The 22,141-nt window shown below is 73.0% G+C and carries 16 protein-coding genes; 11 read left to right on the forward strand and 5 right to left on the reverse strand.

Annotated elements, in window-relative coordinates; all coding sequences use genetic code 11:
• The first annotated feature begins 26 nt into the window (after positions 1–26).
• Complete coding sequence (locus tag ACZ4VF_RS08925) at positions 27–3,260, forward strand: ATP-dependent helicase C-terminal domain-containing protein (protein ID WP_467924151.1); 3,234 nt, start codon at positions 27–29, stop codon at positions 3,258–3,260.
• Here ACZ4VF_RS08925 and pgfA read toward each other — a convergent pair.
• From pgfA to ACZ4VF_RS08940, 3 genes are all read right to left on the reverse strand, one after another.
• Positions 3,250–4,242, reverse strand: a complete 993-nt coding sequence (gene pgfA, locus ACZ4VF_RS08930) for a cell envelope lipid trafficking protein PgfA (RefSeq protein ID WP_467924153.1) — start codon at positions 4,240–4,242, stop codon at positions 3,250–3,252. The genes ACZ4VF_RS08925 and pgfA overlap by 11 nt on opposite strands.
• A 25-nt stretch (positions 4,243–4,267) precedes the next feature.
• On the reverse strand, positions 4,268–4,402 hold the full coding sequence (locus ACZ4VF_RS08935; RefSeq protein WP_467924155.1) for an SPW_0924 family protein: 135 nt from the start codon (positions 4,400–4,402) through the stop codon (positions 4,268–4,270).
• Positions 4,403–4,584: 182 nt separating this feature from the next.
• Positions 4,585–6,360: a lytic transglycosylase domain-containing protein gene (locus tag ACZ4VF_RS08940; protein ID WP_467924156.1), complete on the reverse strand. Its 1,776-nt coding sequence runs from the start codon at positions 6,358–6,360 to the stop codon at positions 4,585–4,587.
• Positions 6,361–6,678: 318 nt separating this feature from the next.
• Between ACZ4VF_RS08940 and ACZ4VF_RS08945 the strand changes: the two genes are divergently transcribed.
• Positions 6,679–7,566: a DUF4184 family protein gene (locus ACZ4VF_RS08945; protein ID WP_467924158.1), complete on the forward strand. Its 888-nt coding sequence runs from the start codon at positions 6,679–6,681 to the stop codon at positions 7,564–7,566.
• On the opposite strand, the gene ACZ4VF_RS08950 is transcribed toward ACZ4VF_RS08945, so the two are convergent.
• Both ACZ4VF_RS08950 and polA read right to left on the reverse strand, forming a co-directional pair.
• The gene (locus tag ACZ4VF_RS08950; protein WP_467924160.1) at positions 7,454–7,930 is read right to left on the reverse strand and encodes a hypothetical protein; all 477 of its coding nucleotides are present in this window, start codon (positions 7,928–7,930) and stop codon (positions 7,454–7,456) included. The genes ACZ4VF_RS08945 and ACZ4VF_RS08950 overlap by 113 nt on opposite strands.
• A gap of 587 nt (positions 7,931–8,517) precedes the next feature.
• Positions 8,518–11,244 carry a DNA polymerase I gene (gene polA / locus ACZ4VF_RS08955; protein WP_467924162.1) on the reverse strand — a complete coding sequence of 909 codons (2,727 nt, stop codon included), beginning with the start codon at positions 11,242–11,244 and terminating at the stop codon, positions 8,518–8,520.
• A gap of 510 nt (positions 11,245–11,754) precedes the next feature.
• Here polA and ACZ4VF_RS08960 point away from each other — a divergent pair.
• The 9 genes from ACZ4VF_RS08960 (at position 11,755) to ACZ4VF_RS09000 (ending at position 22,119) form a co-directional block, all read left to right on the forward strand.
• Positions 11,755–14,067 carry an FdhF/YdeP family oxidoreductase gene (locus tag ACZ4VF_RS08960; protein ID WP_467924164.1) on the forward strand — a complete coding sequence of 771 codons (2,313 nt, stop codon included), beginning with the start codon at positions 11,755–11,757 and terminating at the stop codon, positions 14,065–14,067.
• 47 nt (positions 14,068–14,114) lie between these two features.
• Positions 14,115–14,606, forward strand: coding sequence for a hotdog fold thioesterase (locus tag ACZ4VF_RS08965; protein ID WP_467924166.1), 492 nt, complete (start codon positions 14,115–14,117; stop codon positions 14,604–14,606).
• Positions 14,607–14,836: 230 nt separating this feature from the next.
• The gene (locus tag ACZ4VF_RS08970; protein WP_467924168.1) at positions 14,837–15,265 is read left to right on the forward strand and encodes a hypothetical protein; all 429 of its coding nucleotides are present in this window, start codon (positions 14,837–14,839) and stop codon (positions 15,263–15,265) included.
• Positions 15,262–15,909: a Tat pathway signal sequence domain protein gene (locus ACZ4VF_RS08975; protein WP_467924170.1), complete on the forward strand. Its 648-nt coding sequence runs from the start codon at positions 15,262–15,264 to the stop codon at positions 15,907–15,909. The genes ACZ4VF_RS08970 and ACZ4VF_RS08975 overlap by 4 nt, the downstream gene beginning before the upstream one ends.
• A gap of 290 nt (positions 15,910–16,199) precedes the next feature.
• Positions 16,200–17,435 carry a branched-chain amino acid ABC transporter substrate-binding protein gene (locus ACZ4VF_RS08980; protein ID WP_467924172.1) on the forward strand — a complete coding sequence of 412 codons (1,236 nt, stop codon included), beginning with the start codon at positions 16,200–16,202 and terminating at the stop codon, positions 17,433–17,435.
• A 112-nt stretch (positions 17,436–17,547) separates the two neighbouring features.
• Positions 17,548–18,477 carry a branched-chain amino acid ABC transporter permease gene (locus tag ACZ4VF_RS08985; RefSeq protein WP_467924174.1) on the forward strand — a complete coding sequence of 310 codons (930 nt, stop codon included), beginning with the start codon at positions 17,548–17,550 and terminating at the stop codon, positions 18,475–18,477.
• Between the two features lie 5 nt (positions 18,478–18,482).
• Positions 18,483–20,309 carry a branched-chain amino acid ABC transporter permease gene (locus ACZ4VF_RS08990; protein ID WP_467924176.1) on the forward strand — a complete coding sequence of 609 codons (1,827 nt, stop codon included), beginning with the start codon at positions 18,483–18,485 and terminating at the stop codon, positions 20,307–20,309.
• 5 nt (positions 20,310–20,314) lie between these two features.
• Entirely contained in the window at positions 20,315–21,406 is a 1,092-nt protein-coding gene (locus ACZ4VF_RS08995) for an ABC transporter ATP-binding protein (RefSeq protein ID WP_467924178.1), read from the forward strand.
• On the forward strand, positions 21,403–22,119 hold the full coding sequence (locus ACZ4VF_RS09000; RefSeq protein ID WP_208031676.1) for an ABC transporter ATP-binding protein: 717 nt from the start codon (positions 21,403–21,405) through the stop codon (positions 22,117–22,119). Before ACZ4VF_RS08995 ends, ACZ4VF_RS09000 begins: the two co-directional genes overlap by 4 nt.
• Positions 22,120–22,141 lie beyond the last annotated feature (22 nt).

Here is a 22,141-nt window from a genome sequence, read left to right on the forward strand (position 1 = left end):
TCCCGCCGTCGTACGACACTGGGGGCGTGATCCGCTACGACGCCCTGGACGCGCTCCCCGTGCGCTCCGCCCTGCCCGCCCTGACCGACGCGCTGGAGGGTGACGGCACCGCCGTCCTGGTGGCGCCGCCCGGAACCGGCAAGACGACGCTGGTGCCGCTGGTGCTCGCGGGGCTGGTCGGGGGCGGTGCGGCGCGGCGGGTCGTGGTGGCCGAGCCGCGGCGGATCGCGGCGCGTGCGGCGGCCCGGCGCATGGCGTGGCTGCTCGGCGAGCGGCCCGGCGGGAGCGTCGGCTTCACCGTGCGCGGTGAGCGGTCCGTGGGGCGGCACACGCGCGTGGAGGTCGTGACGACGGGTGTCCTGCTGCAGCGGCTCCAGCGCGACCAGGAGCTGGCCGGGGTGGACGTGGTCGTCCTCGACGAGTGCCACGAGCGGCATCTGGACGCGGACACGGTGGCCGCGTTCCTGTGGGACGTACGGCAGGCGCTGCGGCCGGAGCTGCGGCTGGTGGCCGCGTCGGCGACCACGGACGCGGAGGGGTGGGCGCGGCTGCTCGGCGGGGCGCCGGTGGTCGAGGCGGCCGGTGTGGCCCATCCGGTGGAGGTCGTGTGGGCTCCGCCGGCGCGTCCGGTACGGCCGCCGCACGGGATGCGGGTGGATCCGGCGCTGCTGGCGCACGTGGCGTCGGTGGTGCGGCGGGCGCTGGCCGAGCGGGACGGGGACGTGCTGTGCTTCCTGCCCGGCGTGGGCGAGATCGCGCGCGTGGCGGGTCTGCTGGGGGATCTCGGCGGGGTCGAGGTGCTCCAGGTGCACGGGCGGGCGCCGGCCGCGGTGCAGGACGCGGTGCTGGCGCCCGGGGCGCGGCGCCGGGTGGTGCTGGCGACGTCTGTGGCGGAGTCGTCGCTGACCGTGCCCGGGGTGCGGGTGGTGGTCGACTCCGGGCTGGCGCGGGAGCCGCGGGTGGATCACGCGCGCGGGCTGAGCGGGCTGACCACCGTACGGGCGTCGCGGGCGGCCGGGCGGCAGCGGGCGGGGCGGGCCGGGCGTGAGGCGCCGGGGGCGGTGTACCGGTGCTGGGCGGAGGCCGAGGACGGCCGGTTGGCGGCGTTCCCGGCGCCGGAGATCAAGGTGGCCGATCTGACCGCGTTCGCCCTGCAGGCGGCGTGCTGGGGTGATCCGGACGCCTCCGGGCTGGCGTTGCTGGATCCGCCGCCGGGCGGAGCGATGGCGGCGGCGCGCTCCGCGCTGACGGCGGTGGGCGCGGTGGACTCCGCCGGCCGGGCCACGGAGGTCGGGGGGCGCCTGAGCCGGCTCGGAGTGCATCCTCGGCTGGGGCGGGCGTTGCTGGACACGGGTGGCCGAGGGGCGGAGGTCGTCGCTCTGCTCTCCGAGGAAGTGCCGCGGGACTACGGGGATGATCTTGCCGGTGCGTTGCGCCGTGCGCGGCGCGGGGGTGACGCCTACGCCGCGCGGTGGGCCGCGGAGGTGCGGCGGCTGCGGGCCGCGGGGGCTTCGACGGAGTTCGCCCGTCCGCCCGCCCATGACCGTGGGACGCAAGCGGCCGTCCAGGCCGGGCCGCACCCCGAAGACGACGAGTCAGCCGCCCTCGGCAGCGGACCCGACGGGACCGACCGGCTCGCCGAGCCAGGCACGGGGCCCGGGGGGAGGGGGCTGCGCGCCGGGTCCGGCACGGAGACCGGCGGGGAGGACCCGCACGCCGGGCTCGGCACGGCGACCGGCGAGGAGCGCCCGCACGCCGGGCTCGACGCGGCGACCGGCGAGGAGCGCCCGCACGCCGGGCTCGACGCGGCGACCGGCGAGGAGGGCGGCCTCGTGCCCCTCGACGCCGGGGCCCGCGAACGCCGCGAGCCGGCCGTTGCCGGGGACGGGCCTGGCGGCAAGGAACCACGCGCCCGCTCCGGCACGGAGACCGGCGGGCAGGACCCGCGCCTCGGGCTCGACGCGGCGACCGGCGAGGAGGGCGGCCTCGTGCCCCTCGACGCCGGGGCCCGCGAACGCCGCAAGCCGGCCGTTGCCGAGGACGGGCCTCACGGCAAGAAACCACGCGCCCGCTCCGGCACGGAGACCGGCGGGCAGGACCCGCGCCTCGGGCTCGACGCCGGGACCGGCGGGGACGGCGGCCTGGGACGTCCGGGCGCCGGGGCCGGTGGGGACGACAAGCCGGCCGGGGGCGGCGCCGGGGCCGGTGGAGACGACGGGCCGGCCGGGGGCGGCGCCGGGGCCCGAGGGGACGGCGGACCGGCCGGGGTTGTGGCCGGGGCCGGTGGGAGCGACCGGCTTGTCGGGGTCGTTGCGGGGCTCGCGTCTCCCGAGCGGGTCGCCAAGCTGGACGGGGGGTCGTATCTCATGGCGTCCGGGACGCGGGCCGAGGTGGCCGAGGGGTCGGCGCTGCGGGGGGCTCCCTGGATCGTCGTCGCCGTCGCCGACCGGCCCGCGGGGAAGGGGCACGCGCGTGTGCGGCTCGGGGCGGCCGTGGACGAGGAGGTGGCGCGGCTCGCCGCCGGGGCGCTGCTCGCCGAGCGGGACGAGGTGCACTGGTCCGGCGGGGACGTCGTGGCCCGGCACGTGGAACGGCTGGGGGCGATCGAGCTGGCCGTGCGGCCGCTGAAGGACGCCGCCCCCGTCCTCGTACGCGCCGCCCTGCTGGACGGGCTCCGGGAGGACGGGCTCGGGCTGCTGCGCTGGTCGCCGGAGGCGGAGGGACTGCGGCAGCGGCTGGCGTTCCTGCGGACGCACCTCGGGGAGCCGTGGCCGGAGGTGTCGGACGAGGCGCTCCACGCGCGCGTGGACGAATGGCTGGAGCCGGAGCTGAGCAGGGCCCGGCGGCGGGCCGATCTGTCCCGGATCGACGCCGGGCAGGCACTCGCGCGGCTGCTGCCCTGGGCGAGCGGGGAGGCCGGCCGGCTGGAGGAGCTGGCGCCCGAGCGGATCACCGTGCCGAGCGGGTCGAGGGTCCGGATCGACTACCGGGACCCCGAGCGGCCGGTCCTCGCGGTGAAGCTCCAGGAGATGTTCGGGCTGCGGGAGACACCGGCCGTCGCGGGCGTGCCCCTGCTCGTGCACCTGCTCTCGCCCGCCGGGCGGCCCGCCGCCGTCACGGCCGACCTCGCCTCCTTCTGGCGGGACGGCTACCGGGGTGTACGGGGCGAGCTGCGCGGGCGGTACCCGAAGCATCCGTGGCCGGAGGACCCGGCGACCGCGGAGCCCACGCGGCACACCAACGCGCGGCTCAGGCGCTGACCGGCGCGGGCTCCTCCGTCTGCGCGGGCGCGGGGTCGCGGGGGCGGCGGGCGCGGGCCTCCAGCCAGAGGGCGAGGGCGAGGAGGAACAGGCCGAGGCCGAGGGAGCCCAGGGGGACGCGGGAGGTGAGGGCCAGGACGAGGGTGCGGTTGTGCTTGACCAGGGCGACCGTGTGCTCGACGTAGTCCTCGCGCATTTTCACGTGCCCGGCGAACGCGGTGACCCTGGCGCGACCGCCGAGGAGGGTGCCGCCGCGCAGCTCCTCCCGGTGGATCTCCTCGCCGTAGACGGGTGCCCCGGTGACGGGTTCGACCCGGAACCTGCGGACCGTGGTGTACCAGCGGGTCGTGCCGGTCCTGGCGACCGACTCCGGGGTGATGCCCTGGACGGGCAGGGTCCGGGGCATGGGGACCTTGGTCCAGGGAACGGTCTGCTCGAAGCAGTAGACCGTCAGGCCGCGGAAGGTGCGGGTGCCCCGGTAGTGGATGGGGCTGGTGGTGCGGGTCTGTGCGTCGAAGTACTCGTAGTCCCGTTTCTGCGTCAGGAAGGGCCACTTGAACTCGATGCCCTCCCGCCTGACCGGCTCGCCGTCGACCGTCTCGCCGGTGGCGTGGACGGGGTCCTGGCTGTGGGCGTCGAAGATGTAGCGTTCGGGGACCTTGGAGACCATTCTGCCGTCGGGGCCCTGGACGTAGGAGAGGCCGTCCCAGACGACGACGGGCCGCCCCGCCGTCCTCCCGATCCTGTCGGCGGCCTCCACGTCGCCCTTGAGGGTCTGCACGATGGTGACCTTGGGGACCTTCTTCGCGCGCATGGTGCCGTAGTCGAGGAGGGTGGCGTCGCGGGCCTCCAGGACCATGTCCTGGTACTGGTTCGCGGGGATCCGGGCCAGGCGAGGGAAGGCGTACCAGCGCAGCAGCGGGGCCAGCGCCGCGCAGAACACGGCGCAGGCGAGCAGGACCAGGCTTGCCGTGCGGCGCATACCGGCTCCTCCCGGACGGGTACGGCTACGGGTGCGCGGGCACCGTCGTCAGCAGCGGCTTGGGGGATGTCCGGCCCGACGGGGAGCCCAGCGCGCCGATCGCGAGGACCAGGGCGAGCGCGAGGGCGAGACCGGTCGCGGCGGCGATCAGGGCGCGCATGCGGGCCTCCCGGCGGACGGTCGGTGTCCTGTCTGTGCTCCCACGACCTCCTGATGGAGCGTCAGGTTCTCGGCACCGTAGCAACGGGCGGGCGAGATGAGAACAGCGGTGCACGCACGAAGAAGGGCGCCCTCCCCGCAGGAGCGGAGGGGGCGCCCTGTGCGCCGGTTCGCCGGGCTGCGTCAGGGGGCGGTCTCGCTCGGGGCCGGGCTCGTCGAGGTGTCGGCCGCGGCCACCTTCAGCTCCACCGTGAGCGTCGCTCCGCCCGTGGTGGTGATGCGGAGCAGGAAGGTGCCGGTGGTGTCGTCCGCGTACAGCTTCGGCAGGGTGAGCAGGCCCTTGTCGTCGGTCAGGAGGCCGGTCAGGGTGCGCAAGGGCTTGCCGTCGGCGTCCTTGAAGGACGGGCCCTTGTCGTTCTCCGTGGCGTCGGTCGTGGACTTGACCAGGGTGGCGGTGGCCGCGACCTTGTCCGCGGCGGCGCCCTTGTACGTCGCCTTCACCTGGACCTGGTCGGCGAACTCCCCGCCCGGGGTGCAGGTCAGCGGGGTGTCGCTGGTGCGGACCAGGGTGTCGGCGGCGCGCGCGGTGACCGTGGCGGTGAAGTCGACCCCCTTGACCGAGCGGCCCACGACGGCAGCGGTGACCTTGAAGTCGCCGGTCTTCTCGCCGGCCTGGAGCGCCGGGGCGACCGCGAGGCCCTTGGCGTCGGTGACGACCGTGGCGACGGTCTCACCGCCCGCGAAAGTGGCGTCCGTGTCGCCGGTGACGGTGAACCTGATCCTGACCTTGGCGACGGACTTGCCGACCTTGGTCTCGGCGCGGACGCCGACCGGCTCGGTGAAGGCGTCGCCGGCCGTCGCGGTGAGCTTTCCGGTGCCCACGCCCTGCAGGTGGTCCACGAGGTCGGTGGGGGTCTGCGGGGGCGTCGGCGGGACGGGCGGCGTCGGCGGCTTGGGGTCGGGCGTACCGGTGCCCCCGCCCCCGTTGTCACCGTTGCCGTTGCCGCCGTCGTCCCCGCCGCCGTTGCCGGGGTCGTGGGGCTTGTGCGGCTTGTGGGGCTTCGGGTCCGGCTTGCTCGGCGGGTCCGAGGGCTTGGGGAGCGTGGTGTGGTGGGAGCCGCCGTCGCTGCGGTGCTCGGGGACGCTGCCGGTGCCGTCGGGGATGGAGTGGCTGCCCTTGCGGTAGTACTCCAGCCAGTTCAGGACCAGGCCGAGGTAGTCCTGCGAGTTGTTGTAGCTGAGGATCGCGCTGTGCAGGCCGCTGTCGGTGGACAGGTCCCAGTCGTTGCGGCACAGGTAGTGGCCCGCGGCGAGGGCCGCGTCGTAGACGTTGTTGGGGTCCTTCCGGCCGTCCCCGTTGCCGTCGCGGCCCGCCCAGGCCCAGGTGGACGGGATGAACTGCATGGGGCCGACGGCCTGGTCGTAGGTGCTGTTGCCGTCGTAGGCGCCGTGGTCGGTGTCCGGGATGAGCGCGAAGCCGTTGCCGTCGAGCTGCGGGCCCAGGATCCGGCCCACGGTGGTGCCGCCTGCGTCGACCCGGCCGCCGCGGGCGTGGCCCGACTCGACCTTGCCGATGGCGGCGAGCAGTTGCCAGGGCAGGTTGCAGCCGGGCTTGGAGGACCGCAGTTCGGCCTCGGCCTTCTTGTAGGCGTCCAGGACCGTCGCCGGGATGCCGGCCTCCGCCGCGCCCCGGGCGACGGGGGTGCCGCTGCCGGACGAGGGGCTGGGGTTGGGGCTCTTGAGGGGCGGCAGGTCCGTGTAGTAGGGCGAGCTGCCGGTGGCGTCGCCGCCGACGGGCCCGTCCGGTACGGGGGCGGCGGCGCCGGCCGCCGCCTGTCTGCCGTGGTCCTCGCCGGCCGCTCCCGGAGCCTGGGACGCGGAGAGAGCCGCGACCGCTGCCGCGGCCACGGCGGTGGTCGCCGCTCCCTTGCGCAGCCGCCTGCCGAAATGCGCCGCCATAGAGTGAAACCCCTCCCGTGGACGTCCGTGCGTCCTTCTCCGTCTGTCTGCCTCGCTCTGGTCTGACGGTTGACCCGCTGATCTGGTTGCCCCTGTTTCGCTCTTCGCTGCCTGGGGCGTGTGGGCGACCGTGCGCCGGCACGGCGCCGCAGGTGACCCTACGACAACTTGCTTGGAGCGGGCACCCGTTCGCGCCCCGTTTTCGCCGGTTGGCCGACTGCCGTCGTCGTGCGCGCGTCCTGGCGGCGGTCACGCATACTGGCCGGAACTGATCAGCGGCACCGGAATCCGGGCCGCCGGCCGCTCCCGGGGGTTCTGTTGCCGTTCACACTCAGTCATGCGGCGGCCGTGCTGCCCGCGATCCGCCGGGACGGCGGAGGCCGGGGCCGGCTGGTGCCGGCGGTGCTCGTCGCGGGGTCCTGCGCGCCGGACATGCCGTACTACGCGGCGGGTGTCCTGCCGGGCGGCATGGAGTTCGGCGCGGTCACGCACGCGTTCACCGGGGTCGTCACGGTCGACGTGCTCATCGCGTGGGCCCTCGTGGGGCTGTGGCTGCTGGTCCGGGAGCCGTTGCTCGCGCTGCTGCCGCGGGCCTGGCAGGGGCGGCCGGCCGCGCTGCTGCGCTGCGGTGCGCCACGCGCGCGTGTACGGGCCGCGTCGGCGGGGTGGTGGTACGGCTCCGCGGTGCTCGGCGCGCTCACCCATGTGGTGTGGGACGCGTTCACGCACCACGACCGGTGGGGTACGCGACTGGTTCCGGCCATCGGGCGGGAGCGCGCCGGGGGGATGCCGCTGTTCACCTGGTTGCAGTACGGGTCGTCGGTGGCGGGGACCGTGGTGCTCGCGGTGTTCGTGGTCCGTGCGCTGCGGCGGGCGCCGGGCGGGGCGCCGGCGGGGGTGCGGGCGCTGTCCGTGCGGGACCGGTGGTGGGGGCTCGCGCTGATCGGCGGCTGTGCGCTGGCCGGGGCGGCGCAGCGGACGGCGCGGTGGCGGGCGCAGGGCAGGGCGGCGGGGCCGTGGGAGCTGGTGCCCACCCTGTGCTTCGGGGTGGGCGCGGGGACGGTCCTGGGGCTGCTGCTGTACGCCGCCTGGGTCAGGGTCTGGCGTCCGGCCGCTGGTCCCGGGGAGCCGGGGAGTCCGGCAGGTCCGGGGAGTTCCGGCGAGCCGGCCGGTGCCGGCCGGGGGCGGCGGCCGGTCGCTCGGTGAGGGAAGCGACGAAGACCGTCAGGGTGGGCCGGGGGCGGGCTCTGGGGACCAGGGCGAGCACGAGGGCGAGATATCCGCGGGCCAGGTCGGTCCACTGGCGCCAGTCGGTGGTGCGGGCCGTACGGCCGCCGAGTCTGCCGCGGAGCCAGTGGGTGGTGCGGGCCGTACGGCCGGTGAGACCGCTGCGGAACCGTTCGGTGGCGGTGCGGAGGGCCGCGGTCGGGTCGGCGGGGATGCGGGCGGTGCTTGCGCCGGCCGCGAGGGCCGGGACCGGCGCGGCGGGCAGTGCCTGCGCCGAGGCGGTGTCCGCCCGGAGCCCGGTGACTGCCTCGGGCGTCCGGCGATGAAGCATGCGTATACCCATGCCCGCAGTGTTGCGGCTGCGGGGGGTGGGAGGCGTTCTGGCGGGGGCCACGAGAGTGACGGGCCCCGCGGGTGCTGCGCGGGTGGGTCGGTGTGGGCGTGGCGGGAGCGCGCTGATCGGGGCGGGGACGCCCTGGTCGGGGCGGGTTCGGCGCCGCCGGGGTGCGCCGACGGTGCCGGAGCGGGCCGGCGGGCTTGATCACCGGTACGGCGCAGACAAGGGGCGCCCGGATGGGCCGACGGTGCGGGAGCGCGCTGGTCGGGGCAGGTTCGGCGCCGCCGAGGTGCGCCGACGGTGCCGGAGCGGGCCGGCAGGCTTGATCACCGGTACGGCGCAGACAAGGGGCGCCCGGATGGGCCGACGGTGCGGGAGCGCGCTGGTCGGGCCAGGTTCGGCGCCGCCGGGATGCGCCGACGGTGCCGGAGCGGGCCGGCAGGCTTGATCACCGGTACGGCGCAGACAAGGGGCGCCGGGCCGGGGAGGACCGGGGGAGGGCGTCGGCCTCGTCCGGCCGGCGCCCGCCTTCCCCGTGGGGTGCGGTGCTCCCCCGCTCGGCCCGGCCCCCTCCGTCCCCGCGCCGCGGGCTCCTAGTGGGCTGCCGATTCCCAGTCCGGGCCCACGCCCACCGAGACGTCCAGCGGGGCGCGCAGGTTCACGGCGCCCGCCATCTCGCGGCGGACGATCTCCTCGGCGGCCGCCCGCTCGCCGGGGGCGATCTCCAGGACGATTTCGTCGTGGACCTGGAGGAGCATGCGGGACCTGAGGTCCGCTTCCCGCAGGGCGCTGTCCACCTTGAGCATGGCGATCTTCACGATGTCCGCCGCCGTGCCCTGGATGGGCGCGTTGAGGGCCATGCGCTCGGCCGCCTCGCGGCGCTGGCGGTTGTCGCTGTTGAGGTCGGGCAGGTACCGGCGGCGACCGAAGAGCGTCGCCGTGTAGCCCGTGGCCCGGGCCTCGTCGACCGCTCGGCGCAGGTAGTCCCGCACCCCGCCGAAGCGCTCGAAGTAGGCGTCCATCAGGGCGCGGGCCTCGGCCGCCTCGATGTTCAGCTGCTGGGAGAGGCCGAACGCGGACAGGCCGTACGCGAGGCCGTACGACATCGCCTTGATCTTGCGGCGCATCTCCGCGTCCACCGCGCCGGGCTCGACGCCGAACACCTGGGAGGCGGCGGTGGTGTGCAGGTCCTCGCCGGAGGTGAACGCCCGGATCAGGCCCTCGTCCTCGGAGAGGTGGGCCATCACGCGCAGCTCGATCTGGCTGTAGTCCGCGGTCATCAGGGACTCGAAACCCTCGCCGACCACGAAGCCGCGGCGGATCGCCCGGCCCTCGTCCGTGCGGACCGGGATGTTCTGCAGGTTCGGGTCCGTGGAGGAGAGGCGGCCGGTCGCGGCCACCGTCTGGTTGAAGGTGGTGTGGATACGGCCGTCGCCCGCGATGGTCTTGATCAGGCCCTCGACGGTGACCCGGAGCTTGGCCTGCTCCCGGTGCCGGAGCATGATCACCGGCAGTTCGTTGTCCGTCTGGCCGGCGAGCCAGGCCAGCGCGTCGGCGTCGGTGGTGTAGCCGGTCTTGGTCTTCTTCGTCTTCGGCAGCGCCAGCTCGCCGAAGAGGACTTCCTGGAGCTGCTTGGGCGAGCCCAGGTTGAACTCGTGGCCGGCCGCGGCGTGCGCCTCCTTCACGGCCTGCTGGACCGCGCCCGCGAACATCTGCTCCATCGCTTCGAGGTGCGGCCGGTCCGCCGCGATGCCGTGCCGCTCCATGCGGGCGAGCAGCGCGGACGTGGGCAGCTCCATGTCCCGGAGCAGGTCGGCGGCGCCGACCTCCTCGAGGCGGCCCTCGAAGGCCGTGCCGAGGTCCAGGACGGCGCGGGCCTGGATCATCAGGGCCTCGGCCTCGGCGCCGTCGTCCGCGCCGAAGGCCAGCTGGCCGTCGGCCGTGGCGGCGGGGGCCAGTTCGCGGTGCAGGTACTCCATCGACAGCGCGTCCAGGTCGAAGGAGCGGCGGCCGGGCTTGACCAGGTAGGCGGCGAGCGCGGTGTCCATGCGCACGCCCTCGACGCTCCAGCCGTGCTCGGCGAAGACGCGCATGGCGCCCTTGGCGTTGTGGAGCACCTTGGGGCGGTCCGCGTCGGCCAGCCAGGCCGCGAACGCGTTCTCGTCGGCCTCGTCCAGCTCGGACGGGTCGAACCAGGCCGCCGCTCCCCCGGCCTCGGCGAGGGCGACCTCGGCGACCGAGCCGGTGCCCAGCGCCCAGGTGTCGACCGTGGCCACGCCCAGGGTCGCGGCCCCGTGCCCGGCGAGCCAGGGGGCCAGCTCGCCGGTGCGCAGGATCCTGCCGTCGATCGCCACGCCGTCGGTGGTGACCGGGGTGACCTCGGCCTCCTCCGTGCCGGGGTCGACGGCGAAGAGGCGCTCGCGCAGGGACGGGTTGCGGATCTCCAGGGTGTCCAAGACCATCGCGACGGCCTTGCGGTCGTACGGCGCCCGCTCCAGGTCGGCGACCGTTTTCGGCAGCTCGACCTGGCGCTCCAGCTCGGTGAGGACGCGGTTGAGCTTGACGGACTCCAGGTGGTCCCGGAGGTTCTGCCCGGCCTTGCCCTTGACCTCCTCGACCCGCTCGACCAGCTCGCCGAACGAGCCGAACTGGTTGATCCACTTCGCGGCGGTCTTCTCGCCGACGCCGGGGATGCCGGGGAGGTTGTCGGACGGGTCGCCGCGCAGGGCCGCGAAGTCCGGATACTGGGCGGGCGTCAAGCCGTACTTCTCGAAAACCTTCTCCGGGGTGAACCGGGTCAGCTCCGAGACGCCCTTCGTCGGGTAGAGCACGGTGGTGTTCTCGGTGACCAGCTGGAAGGAGTCGCGGTCGCCGGTGACGATCAGCACCTCGAAGCCCTCGGCCTCGGCCTGGGTGGCGAGGGTGGCGATGACGTCGTCCGCCTCGAACCCCTCGACGGCGAAGCGCGGGGCGTGCATCGCGTCGAGCAGCTCGCCGATCAGCTCGACCTGTCCCTTGAACTCGTCGGGAGTCTTGGAACGGTTCGCCTTGTACTCGGTGAACCGCTCGGAACGCCAGGTCTTGCGGGAGACGTCGAAGGCCACCGCGAAGTGCGTGGGCGCCTCGTCACGCAGGGTGTTGGCCAGCATCGACGCGAAGCCGTAGATCGCGTTCGTCGGCTGGCCGGTCGCGGTCGTGAAGTTCTCCGCGGGCAGCGCGAAGAACGCGCGGTAGGCCAGCGAGTGCCCGTCCATGAGCATCAGCCGGGGACGGGTGCCGCCGGGGGTCTTGTCGGTCTGCTTCGATGCTGTCTTCGCCACGTCCCCGATCCTGCCACGAGCCACTGACAACCCGGGCCCCGCGCCCGCGGCGGGCGTGAGCACGGCCACACGGGTCCGGTCCGGAGCGGCGGGCGACCGGGGAAGCGGACGACGGTCCTCCTCCCACCGGCCGGCCCGACCCGAAGCGGACGACGGTCCTCCTCCCACCGGCCGGCCCGACCCGAAGCGGACGACGGTCCTCCTCCCGCCGGCCCGACCCGAAGCGGACAGCCCCCCTCCCGCCGGCCCGACCCGAAGCGGACGGCGGTCCCCCTCCCGCCCTCCCGACGGGAAGCCGGCGACGATCCCGCTTCCGGCGGCCCGACGGGAAGCCGGCGACGGTCCCGCTTCCGGCGGCCCGACGGGAAGCCGGCGACGATCCCGCTTCCGGCGGCCCGACGGGAGCGGGCGGCGGTCCCGCTCGCCCGCCGACCCGACCGGCACCGTCGCCGGTGACCCATGGGAGGATCGGCGTCGTACTTCTCACACGCAGTCGAAGGGGACCGTGCGATGGCGACGAGGCCGCCCAAGGGTGATCCGGTTCAGGACGCGCCGGAGGTCGCCGAGCCGAAGCACGCGGCGGCGGGGCTGCCGGCCATCGGCCACACCCTCCGCATCGCCCAGCGGCAGATGGGTGTGCGGCGCACCGCCCTGACCCTGCTGCGCGTGAACCAGAAGGACGGCTTCGACTGCCCTGGCTGCGCCTGGCCGGAGCCGGACCACCGGCACGCGGCGGAGTTCTGCGAGAACGGCGCCAAGGCGGTGGCGGAGGAGGCCACCCTGCGCCGGGTCACGCCCGAGTTCTTCGCCGCGCACTCCGTCGCGGACCTGTCCGGCCGCAGCGGCTACTGGCTGGGCCAGCAGGGCCGGCTGACGCACCCCGTGTACCTCCCGGAGGGCGGCACGCACTACGAGCCGGTCTCCTGGGAGCGGGCCTTCGACATCATCGCCGAGGAGATCGCCGCCCTCGGCTCCCCGGACGAGGCCGTCTTCTACACCTCCGGCCGCACCAGCAACGAGGCCGCGTTCCTGTACCAGCTCTTCGCGCGCGAGCTGGGCACGAACAACCTGCCGGACTGCTCGAACATGTGCCACGAGTCGTCCGGGTCGGCGCTCAGCGAGACCATCGGCATCGGAAAGGGCAGCGTCCTGCTGGAGGACCTGTACCAGGCCGACCTGATCATCGTCGCGGGACAGAACCCGGGCACGAACCATCCGCGCATGCTCTCCGCGCTGGAGAAGGCCAAGGCGAACGGCGCGAAGGTCATCAGCGTGAACCCGCTGCCGGAGGCGGGCCTGGAGCGCTTCAAGAACCCGCAGACCCCCCAGGGCCTGCTCAAGGGCGCCGCCCTCACCGATCTGTTCCTGCAGATCCGCATCGGCGGCGACCAGGCCCTCTTCCGGCTCCTCAACAAGCTGATCCTGGAGACGGACGGCGCGGTCGACGAGGAGTTCGTAGCCGAGCACACGCACGGCTTCGAGGAGTTCGCCGCGGCCGCGCGCGCCGCCGACTGGGACGAGACGCTGACCGCGACCGGCCTCACGCGCGCGGAGATCGAGCGGGCCCTCGGCATGGTCCTCGCCTCGCAGCGGACGATCGTCTGCTGGGCCATGGGCCTCACCCAGCACAAGCACGCCGTTCCGACCATCCGCGAGGTGGTCAACTTCCTGCTGCTGCGCGGCAACATCGGCCGCCCGGGGGCGGGGGTGTGCCCGGTGCGCGGGCACAGCAACGTGCAGGGCGACCGCACGATGGGCATCTTCGAGCGGCCCGCCCCGGCCTTCCTGGACGCCCTGGAGAAGGAGTTCGGGTTCACGCCGCCGCGCGAGCACGGCTTCGACGTCGTACGGGCCATCCGCGCGCTGCGCGACGGCGAGGCGAAGGTGTTCTTCGCCATGGGCGGCAACTTCGTCTCCGCCTCCCCCGACACCGAGGTCACCGAGGCCGCGATGCGCCGGGCCCGGCTGACCGTGCACGTGTCGACCAAGCTGAACCGCTCGCACGTGGTCACGGGCGCGCGTGCGCTGATCCTGCCCACCCTGGGCCGCACCGAGCGCGATGAGCAGGCGAGCGGTGAGCAGTTCGTGACGGTCGAGGACTCCATGGGCATGGTGCACGCCTCGCGCGGGCGCCTGAAGCCGGCGAGCCCGCAGCTGCGGTCCGAGCCGGCCATCATCTGCTCCCTCGCGCGCCGGGTGCTCGGCGAGCGCAGTGTCGTGCCGTGGGAGGAGTTCGCGAGGGACTACGCCACGATCCGGGACCGCATCGCGCGCGTGGTCCCCGGTTTCGAGGACTTCAACGCGCGCGTGGCCCGCCCCGGAGGCTTCACGCTGCCGCACGCCCCGCGCGACGAACGCCGCTTCCCGACGGCCACGGGCAAGGCGAACTTCACGGCGGCCCCGGTGGAGTACCCGGCGCTGCCCGAGGGCCGGCTGCTCCTGCAGACCCTGCGCTCGCACGACCAGTACAACACCACGATCTACGGCCTCGACGACCGTTACCGGGGCATCACGGGCGGCCGCCGCGTCGTGCTGGTGCACCCGGAGGACGCCCGCGCGCTCGGTGTCGCCGAGGGGTCGTACGTCGACCTGGTGAGCGAGTGGCGGGACGGGGTGGAACGGCGGGCGCCGGGCTTCCGGGTCGTGCTGTACCCGACGGCCCGGGGCTGCGCGGCGGCGTACTACCCCGAGACGAACGTGCTGGTGCCGCTGGACGCCACCGCCGACACCAGCAACACCCCGGCCAGCAAGTCCGTCGTCGTACGGCTCGAAGACCACACGGAGATCCCGGAGAGCCGTCTGGAACAATCGGCGACCGACTGAGCGTTTGCTCAGTGAGCCGACAGCTGACGACGAACGGAGCCGGGTCCATGGGTGAGCAGCAGCGAGTGAAGTTCCCGCAGGAGGTCATCGACGAGTACGCGTCGCTCGGTGTGGACCTGCCCGCCCTGTTCTCGGCCGGGCATCTGGGCACGCGGATGGGGGTGCAGATCCTGGAGGCCTCGGCGGAGAGGGTCGTCGGGACGATGCCCGTGGAGGGCAACACCCAGCCGTACGGCCTGCTGCACGGCGGCGCCTCCGCGGTGCTGGCGGAGACCCTGGGCTCGGTCGGCTCCATGCTGCACGGCGGCGCTTCGAAGATCGCTGTCGGGGTGGACCTGAACTGCACCCACCACCGCGGGGTCCGCTCGGGCCTGGTGACGGGCGTGGCCACGCCGGTGCACCGGGGGCGGTCGACGGCGACGTACGAGGTCGTGATCAGCGACGAGGAGGGCCGCCGGGTCTGCACCGCCCGGCTGACCTGCCTGCTCCGGGACGTACGCCCGGGCGACGGCGCCCCCGCGGAGCCGGCCGCAAGCTGAGCCCGGGGCCCGGAAGCCGCTCCCTGTTCCCCACAAGCCGCGCCCGGGTCCGAAGCGAGCCGCGCCCGGGTCCGACCAGGGGCCTGCAGCGAGGGCTCACGGGAAGCCGGGCCCGGGTCCGCCGCCGGTCGAGCCCGGGCCCACCGCCGGTCGAGCCCGGGTCCGCCCCAAGGCGAGCCCGGGTCCGCCGGAGCGTTGCCCCTCGCCCTCCCTCCCCTTAGCTTCGGCACATGGGACGGCGAGGAGACCCCCGTCGCGGGGTGAGGTTCCTGGTGTTCTGGCTGGCGCTGCCGGCCCTGCTGTACGCGACGGGCTGTGACGGGCCGAGCCGCACCCCCGGCCACGCGCGCTCCTCCCTCACCGCCTCCACCCCCACCCCCGCTCCCGTCTCCACCCCCACGTCCGACGCCGACCTCTGCACCCGCCTCGTCACCTACTGGGCGCGCGAGGTCCTCGACGGCGACACCTACGGCGACTACCAGTCGATGGGGCTGTCCCACGGCCAGTACCAGATCCTGAGGGACGTCGTGGACGCCGCACGGTCCGTGAAGCGGCGTCAAGGAGGTTCGACGGCAACGCAATTGATTGCCCGTCAGTCGTCTGCGGCGTGCGCCGAGCGGTACCGCCGCGGGACCCCGAGCGGAGGTCCCTGGACATGAGCGGCATCGGTCCGCCGGAGCCCGGCGAAGGCACACGCCCGCTGTTGCCCGGCGAGGGCACGCGCGCCCGGGACGGCCGGCGGGTGAAGGGCCTCACCGCGCCCGTGGGCGCCTGGTCCGCCCGCCGCCGGCGGACCGCCGCCGCACTCGCCGCCACGGCCGTCCTCCTGTCGGGCGGCGGCTACCTCTACGCCACCCGCCCGCACCAGCCGACCCCGCACCCGAGGCGCCCTCCGCACCCCCAAGTGCCGTACCCCGCACAGGTGGTGGACCTGACCTATCTCGACGCCCGGACCGCCCCGGCGGGTGCCCCACCGCACAGTTTCAGCTTCGACGTCCTGGTCGGCGTGGCCTCCGGGCCGCCGGTCACCGTGACCCGCGTGATCCAGCCGTACGCGGGGCTGTCCGTGACCACGGAGCCACCCGCTCCGTTCCGGATCCGGGCGGATTCGGCCCACAAGATCACCATAACGATGCACGTGACCGAATGCGGAAAAGTCCCCAGGGACGCCGGACTCCCTTTCCTGGACGTAACTCTGCGTAATGCGCGCGCAATACAGGAGCAGAGCTTCATCCCCGGCCCCCGCTACGCACAGGACCTCTCCCACGCCTTGGAAGTAGCTTGCGGCAACGGAACGCGGTAATCACCAAAACCGTCGAGACACCTGGAATGATCATGGCGGGTCCTGCGCATTCTCAGAATGTGGACGGCGCGAATCCACCTGAATTCCACCTTCCACCCCTCCCAGTACCGCTCTGCATTACGTCGTGTCATAACAAGAGCGTCACAGCCTCGGTCAGACACTCCTCCACGTTCCCCACACACGCTTAGAGTCACGGCCAGTCACCGCGCCTTCGGATTGTCCAATTCAGCGCGGCGCGCGACTCGACCGCTTCCACGGGGAGGCGGTTGTGCCTGGGGAAAGGACTGATCGTGCGTCAACGTTCGCTTATCGCCATCACCGCCGCGCTGGCGGCGGGAGCGCTCACCCTCACCGCCTGCGGCTCGCGCGACAGCGGCGACAAGGGCTCGGACTCCGGCGACGGTGGCGGCACCACCGTCGTCATCGGCGTCGACTCCCCGCTGACCGGCGACCTGTCCGCCATGGGCCTCGGCATCAAGAACTCGGCCGACCTCGCCGTCCAGAAGGCCAACAAGCAGAAGACCGTCAAGGGCGTCACCTTCAAGATCGAGGCCCTCGACGACCAGGCGCAGCCGTCAGCCGGCCAGCAGAACGCCTCGAAATTCGTTTCCGAGCAGGAGGTTCTCGGTGTCGTCGGCCCGCTGAACTCCTCGGTCGCCGAGTCGATGCAGAAGGTCTTCGACGACGCCAAGCTGGTCCAGGTCTCCCCGGCCAACACCGGCCCGGCGCTGACCCAGGGCCAGGACTGGCAGAACAAGAAGGCCCGCCCCTACAAGGCGTACTTCCGCACCGCGACCACGGACGCCATCCAGGGCCCGTTCGCCGCCCAGTACGTCTTCAACACCGCCAAGAAGAAGAAGGTCTTCGTCATCGACGACAAGAAGACCTACGGCTCCGGCCTCGCCGCGACCTTCACCGAGGAGTTCAAGAAGCTCGGCGGCAAGGTGGTCGGCACCGAGCACATCAACCCCGACGCCAAGGACTTCTCCGCGATCGCCACCAAGGTGAAGAACTCGGGCGCCCAGGTCATCTACTACGGCGGCGAGTACCCGCAGGCCGGCCCGCTCAGCAAGCAGATCAAGGCCGCCGGTGCCAAGATCCCGCTGGTCGGCGGTGACGGCATCAAGGACGACACGTTCATGACGCTGGCGGGCGCCGAGGCCACCGGCGACCTGGCCACCTCCGTCGGCGCCCCGGTCGAGGACCTGCCCTCCGCCAAGCAGTTCGTGGCCGACTACAAGAGCGCCGGCTACAAGGAGGGGTACTCGGCCTACGGCGGTTACGCCTACGACTCCGCCTGGGCGATCATCGAGGCCGTGAAGAAGGTCGCCGACGCCAACGGCGGCAAGCTGCCCTCCGACGCCCGCGCCAAGGTCACCGAGGCCATGCAGAACGTGTCCTTCGACGGTGTCACCGGCAAGGTCTCCTTCGACGAGTACGGCGACGCCACCAACAAGCAGCTCACCGTGTACGCCGTGAAGAACGGTGCCTGGGTTCCCGTCAAGTCCGGTACCTACACCGGCTGATCCACGCCTGACCCACTCACGAGCCGCGCGGGGCGCTGTTCCACTGGCGCCCCGCGCGGACTCGCATCCGGCCACATCCCTCGCACTTTCCGAACGTCTCGGAGGACATGCGGTGAACGAACTGCCGCAGCAGCTGGTCAACGGCCTGCTCCTAGGATCCATGTACGGGCTCGTCGCCATCGGCTACACAATGGTCTACGGCATCGTCCAGCTCATCAACTTCGCCCACGGCGAGATATTCATGACGGGAGCGTTCGGCGCTCTCACGGTCTGGCTCTGGCTCCCCGGCGGCACCAGCATGTGGATCGCGCTGCCGCTGATGATCGTCGGTGCCGTCATCGTCGCCGTCGCCATCGCCGTCGGGGCGGAACGGTTCGCCTACCGGCCCCTGCGCACCGCACCGCGCCTTGCGCCGCTGATCACCGCCATCGGCCTCTCCCTCGCCCTCCAGCAGGCGGTGTGGGCCTGGTACCCGGAGGCGAAGTCCGCGCGCACCTTCCCGCAGATCGCGGGCGGTCCCTTCGAGATCGGCAGCGTCACCATCCAGACCGGTGACATCTTCCTCGTCGTCGCGGCCCCGATCAGCATGGCGGTCCTCGCCTGGTTCGTGATGAAGACCCGCACCGGCCGCGGCATGCAGGCCACCGCGCAGGACCCGGACACCGCCAAGCTGATGGGCGTCAACACCGACCGCATCATCGTGATCGCGTTCGCGCTCGGTGCCGCGTTCGCCGCCGTCGGGGCCGTCGCCTACGGCCTGAAGTACGGCGAGATCAACTTCCGCATGGGCTTCATCCTCGGTCTGAAGGCGTTCACCGCGGCCGTCCTCGGCGGTATCGGCAACATCTACGGCGCCATGATCGGCGGCGTGGTCCTCGGCGTGGCCGAGACCCTGGCCACCGCCTACATCGCCGACATCCCGGGCATGGACAAGTTCGGCAGCCAGTCCTGGGCCGACGTCTGGGCCTTCGTACTCCTCATCCTCGTACTGCTGTTCAGGCCGCAGGGCCTGCTCGGCGAGCGCGTCGCGGACAGGGCGTGAGACCGATGACCACACAGACCACCGCATCCGAGACCTCCGGCGCCCGCACGGCCGACGCCCTCTCCGGCCTGCTGCCGCTGCCGGAGAAGGCCGCCCGCGCCCTCGCCCTCGGCGGCAGCGCGCTGACCATCGTCTCCACCTTCCTCGCCTGGACCTGGACCGCCGCCTTCCCCGGCGACCTGACCGTCTACGGCTACCCGGGCGGCCTGCAGGTCCTCGTCCTCATCGGCGCGGCCCTCGCCACCCTGTTCGCGCTGGCCTCCTACGGCGTGCGGGGCCTTCGCTGGCTGGCGCCCGCCGGTCCCGACGCGGCCCTGAAGTTCGCCACCCTGGCCACCTTCGCCACCAGCTGGTACACGGTCCTCGCGATCACCGTCGACCTGGGCGGACTCGTCAACCTGGAGCCCGGCGGCTTCCTCGTCGCCGTCGCCAGCCTCGCCGCCCTCGCCGGCGCCCTGGCCCTGCCGTTCAAGCGGCCCGAGCCCGAGCCGATCGACCCGGACGACACCGGCTGGGAGAAGTTCAAGCACGGCGCCGCGTACAAGTGGGAGACCACCAAGGCGGTCTTCACCGCCGGCGCGCCCAAGCCCGCGCCCGCCCTCCCGTCGTACGCCGAGATCCTGGTCATCGTCGCGATGCTCGCGCTCGGCCTGGTCGTCTTCACCTACGGCATCGGCACCGAGTACGACGAGCTGTTCATCGGCTTCCTGATCACCGCCGGCCTCGGCTTCGCCGCGCTCAACAAGGCCGGTCTGATCGCCCGCGCCTCGCAGATCGCCTCCCGGCACACGAACATCACCATCTGCGGCGCCTTCGTCGCGGCGGCGTTGTTCCCGTTCACCCAGACCAACGACCAGTACGCGACCCTCGGCGTCTACATCCTCATCTTCGCCACCGTCGCCCTCGGTCTGAACATCGTCGTCGGCCTCGCCGGCCTCCTCGACCTCGGTTACGTCGCCTTCCTCGGCGTCGGCGCCTACGCGGCGGCCCTGGTCTCCGGCTCCCCCAGCTCGCCGTTCGACGTGCACTTCCCGTTCTGGGCCGCCGTCCTCGTCGGCGCCGCCGCCTCCCTGGTCTTCGGCGTGCTCATCGGCGCCCCGACGCTCCGGCTGCGCGGCGACTACCTCGCCATCGTCACCCTCGGCTTCGGTGAGATCTTCCGCATCACGGCCAACAACCTCGACGGCACCTCCGGACCCGACCTCACCAACGGCTCCAACGGCATCTCCTCGATCCCGAACCTCGACGTCCTCGGCTTCGACTTCGGCGCCCAGCACGACATGGGCGGCTTCACCATCGGCCGGTTCGCCAACTACTTCTTCCTCATGCTGATCATCACCGCGGTCGTGGTGCTGGTCTTCCGCCGCAGCGGCAACTCCCGCATCGGACGGGCCTGGGTGGCCATCCGCGAGGACGAGACCGCCGCACTCGCCATGGGCATCAACGGCTTCCGGGTCAAGCTCATCGCCTTCGCCGTCGGCGCCTCCCTCGCCGGACTCGCGGGCACCGTCCAGGCTCACGTCACCTACACCGTGACGCCCGAGCAGTACCTGTTCGCCGGCCCCATCCCGCCCAACTCCGCCTTCCTGCTCGCCGCGGTCGTCCTCGGCGGCATGGGCACCATCAGCGGTCCGCTGATCGGAGCGGCCCTGCTCTTCCTCATCCCGAACAAGCTCCAGTTCCTGGGCAACTACCAGCTCTTCGCCTTCGGACTCGCGCTCATCCTGCTGATGCGCTTCCGCCCCGAGGGCCTCATCCCCAACCGCCGACGCCAGCTCGAATTCCACGAAGAGGCGGAAGCACCCACCCTCCTGACGAAGGCGGGGGCCTGACCACCATGACCACCGACACCACCACCCAGGACACCGCCCCCGGCGCCGCCGTGCCCGGCGAGACCGTCCTCGACGCCCGAGGCGTGACCATGCGCTTCGGCGGCCTGACCGCCGTACGCGGCGTCGACCTCACCGTCGGCGCCGGCGAGATCGTCGGCCTCATCGGCCCCAACGGCGCCGGGAAGACGACCTTCTTCAACTGCCTGACCGGCCTGTACGTCCCCACCGAGGGCGAGGTCCGCTACAAGGGCACCGTCCTGCCGCCCAAGTCCTTCAAGGTCACCGCGGCCGGTATCGCGCGCACCTTCCAGAACATCCGGCTGTTCGCCAACATGACCGTCCTGGAGAACGTGCTCGTCGGCCGGCACACCCGTACCAAGGAGGGCTTCTGGTCGGCCGTCCTGCGCGGCCCCGGCTTCCACAAGGCCGAGAAGGCCTCCAAGGACCGGGCGATGGAACTGCTCCGGTTCGTCGGCCTGGACCACAAGGCCGAGCACCTCGCCCGCAACCTCCCCTACGGCGAGCAGCGCAAACTGGAGATCGCCCGCGCCCTGGCCAGCGAGCCCGGCCTGCTGCTGCTCGACGAGCCCACGGCCGGCATGAACCCGCAGGAGACCCGGACCACCGAGGAACTGGTCTTCGCCATCCGGGACATGGGCATCGCCGTCCTCGTCATCGAGCACGACATGCGGTTCATCTTCAACCTGTGCGACCGCGTGGCCGTGCTCGTGCAGGGCGAGAAGCTGATCGAGGGCGACAGCGCGACCGTCCAGGGCGACGAGCGGGTGGTCGCGGCCTACCTCGGCGAGCCCTTCGAGGACGCGCCCGGCGCCGAGGAGCTGGCCGAGGTGGAGGCCGCCGAGGCTCACGCCGCCACGGCCCAGGAAGCCGCCGGCACCCCGGCCGAGGGCTCCGAGGCCACGGCCGACGGCACCGGCACGACGGCCGACGCCTCCGGCGCCACGGCCGAGGGCTCCGGCGCCACAGCCGACGCCTCCGGCACCAGGGCCGAGGGCACGGACGCCCCGTCCGAGGGCACGGACAGCACGACCGACGCCGCGACCGACGCCGCGACCGGCAAGGAGAACGACCGATGACCGCACTGCTCGAAGTCGAGGACCTGAGGGTCGCCTACGGCAAGATCGAGGCCGTCAAGGGCATCTCCTTCAAGGTCGAGGCCGGTCAGGTCGTCACCCTCATCGGCACCAACGGCGCCGGCAAGACCACCACCCTGCGCACCCTGTCCGGGCTGCTCAAGCCGGTCGGCGGACAGATCAGGTTCAACGGCAGGTCGCTGAAGAAGGTCCCCGCCCACCAGGTGGTCTCCCTGGGCCTCGCCCACTCCCCCGAAGGGCGGCACATCTTCCCGCGCATGAGCATCGAGGACAACCTGCGCCTCGGCGCGTTCCTGCGCAACGACAAGCCCGGCATCGAGAAGGACATCCAGCGCGCCTACGACCTCTTCCCCATCCTCGGGGAGCGGCGCAAGCAGGCCGCGGGCACCCTCTCGGGCGGTGAGCAGCAGATGCTGGCGATGGGCAGGGCGCTGATGTCCCAGCCGAAGCTGCTGATGCTGGACGAGCCGTCGATGGGTCTGTCGCCGATCATGATGCAGAAGATCATGGCGACGATCGCCGAGCTGAAGGCCCAGGGCACCACGATCCTGCTGGTCGAGCAGAACGCCCAGGCGGCGCTCTCCCTCGCCGACCAGGGTCATGTCATGGAGGTCGGCAACATCGTCCTGTCGGGAACGGGACAGGACCTGCTGCACGACGAGTCGGTCCGCAAGGCGTACCTCGGCGAGGACTGACCCGTCCGTGGACGACGACGAG

The sequence above is a fragment of the Streptomyces sp. NPDC029151 genome (genome assembly GCF_055564315.1).

Bases quoted from the DNA above. Each gene is read 5' to 3' on its own strand.
- pgfA (WP_467924153.1), bottom strand. From the start codon at position 4,242: ATGCGCCGCACGGCAAGCCTGGTCCTGCTCGCCTGCGCCGTGTTCTGC.
- ACZ4VF_RS08935 (WP_467924155.1), bottom strand. From the start codon at position 4,402: ATGCGCGCCCTGATCGCCGCCGCGACCGGTCTCGCCCTCGCGCTCGCC.
- ACZ4VF_RS08940 (WP_467924156.1), bottom strand. From the start codon at position 6,360: ATGGCGGCGCATTTCGGCAGGCGGCTGCGCAAGGGAGCGGCGACCACC.
- ACZ4VF_RS08950 (WP_467924160.1), bottom strand. From the start codon at position 7,930: ATGGGTATACGCATGCTTCATCGCCGGACGCCCGAGGCAGTCACCGGG.
- ACZ4VF_RS08960 (WP_467924164.1), top strand. From the start codon at position 11,755: ATGGCGACGAGGCCGCCCAAGGGTGATCCGGTTCAGGACGCGCCGGAG.
- ACZ4VF_RS08965 (WP_467924166.1), top strand. From the start codon at position 14,115: ATGGGTGAGCAGCAGCGAGTGAAGTTCCCGCAGGAGGTCATCGACGAG.
- ACZ4VF_RS08970 (WP_467924168.1), top strand. From the start codon at position 14,837: ATGGGACGGCGAGGAGACCCCCGTCGCGGGGTGAGGTTCCTGGTGTTC.
- ACZ4VF_RS08975 (WP_467924170.1), top strand. From the start codon at position 15,262: ATGAGCGGCATCGGTCCGCCGGAGCCCGGCGAAGGCACACGCCCGCTG.
- ACZ4VF_RS08990 (WP_467924176.1), top strand. From the start codon at position 18,483: ATGACCACACAGACCACCGCATCCGAGACCTCCGGCGCCCGCACGGCC.
- ACZ4VF_RS08995 (WP_467924178.1), top strand. From the start codon at position 20,315: ATGACCACCGACACCACCACCCAGGACACCGCCCCCGGCGCCGCCGTG.
- ACZ4VF_RS09000 (WP_208031676.1), top strand. From the start codon at position 21,403: ATGACCGCACTGCTCGAAGTCGAGGACCTGAGGGTCGCCTACGGCAAG.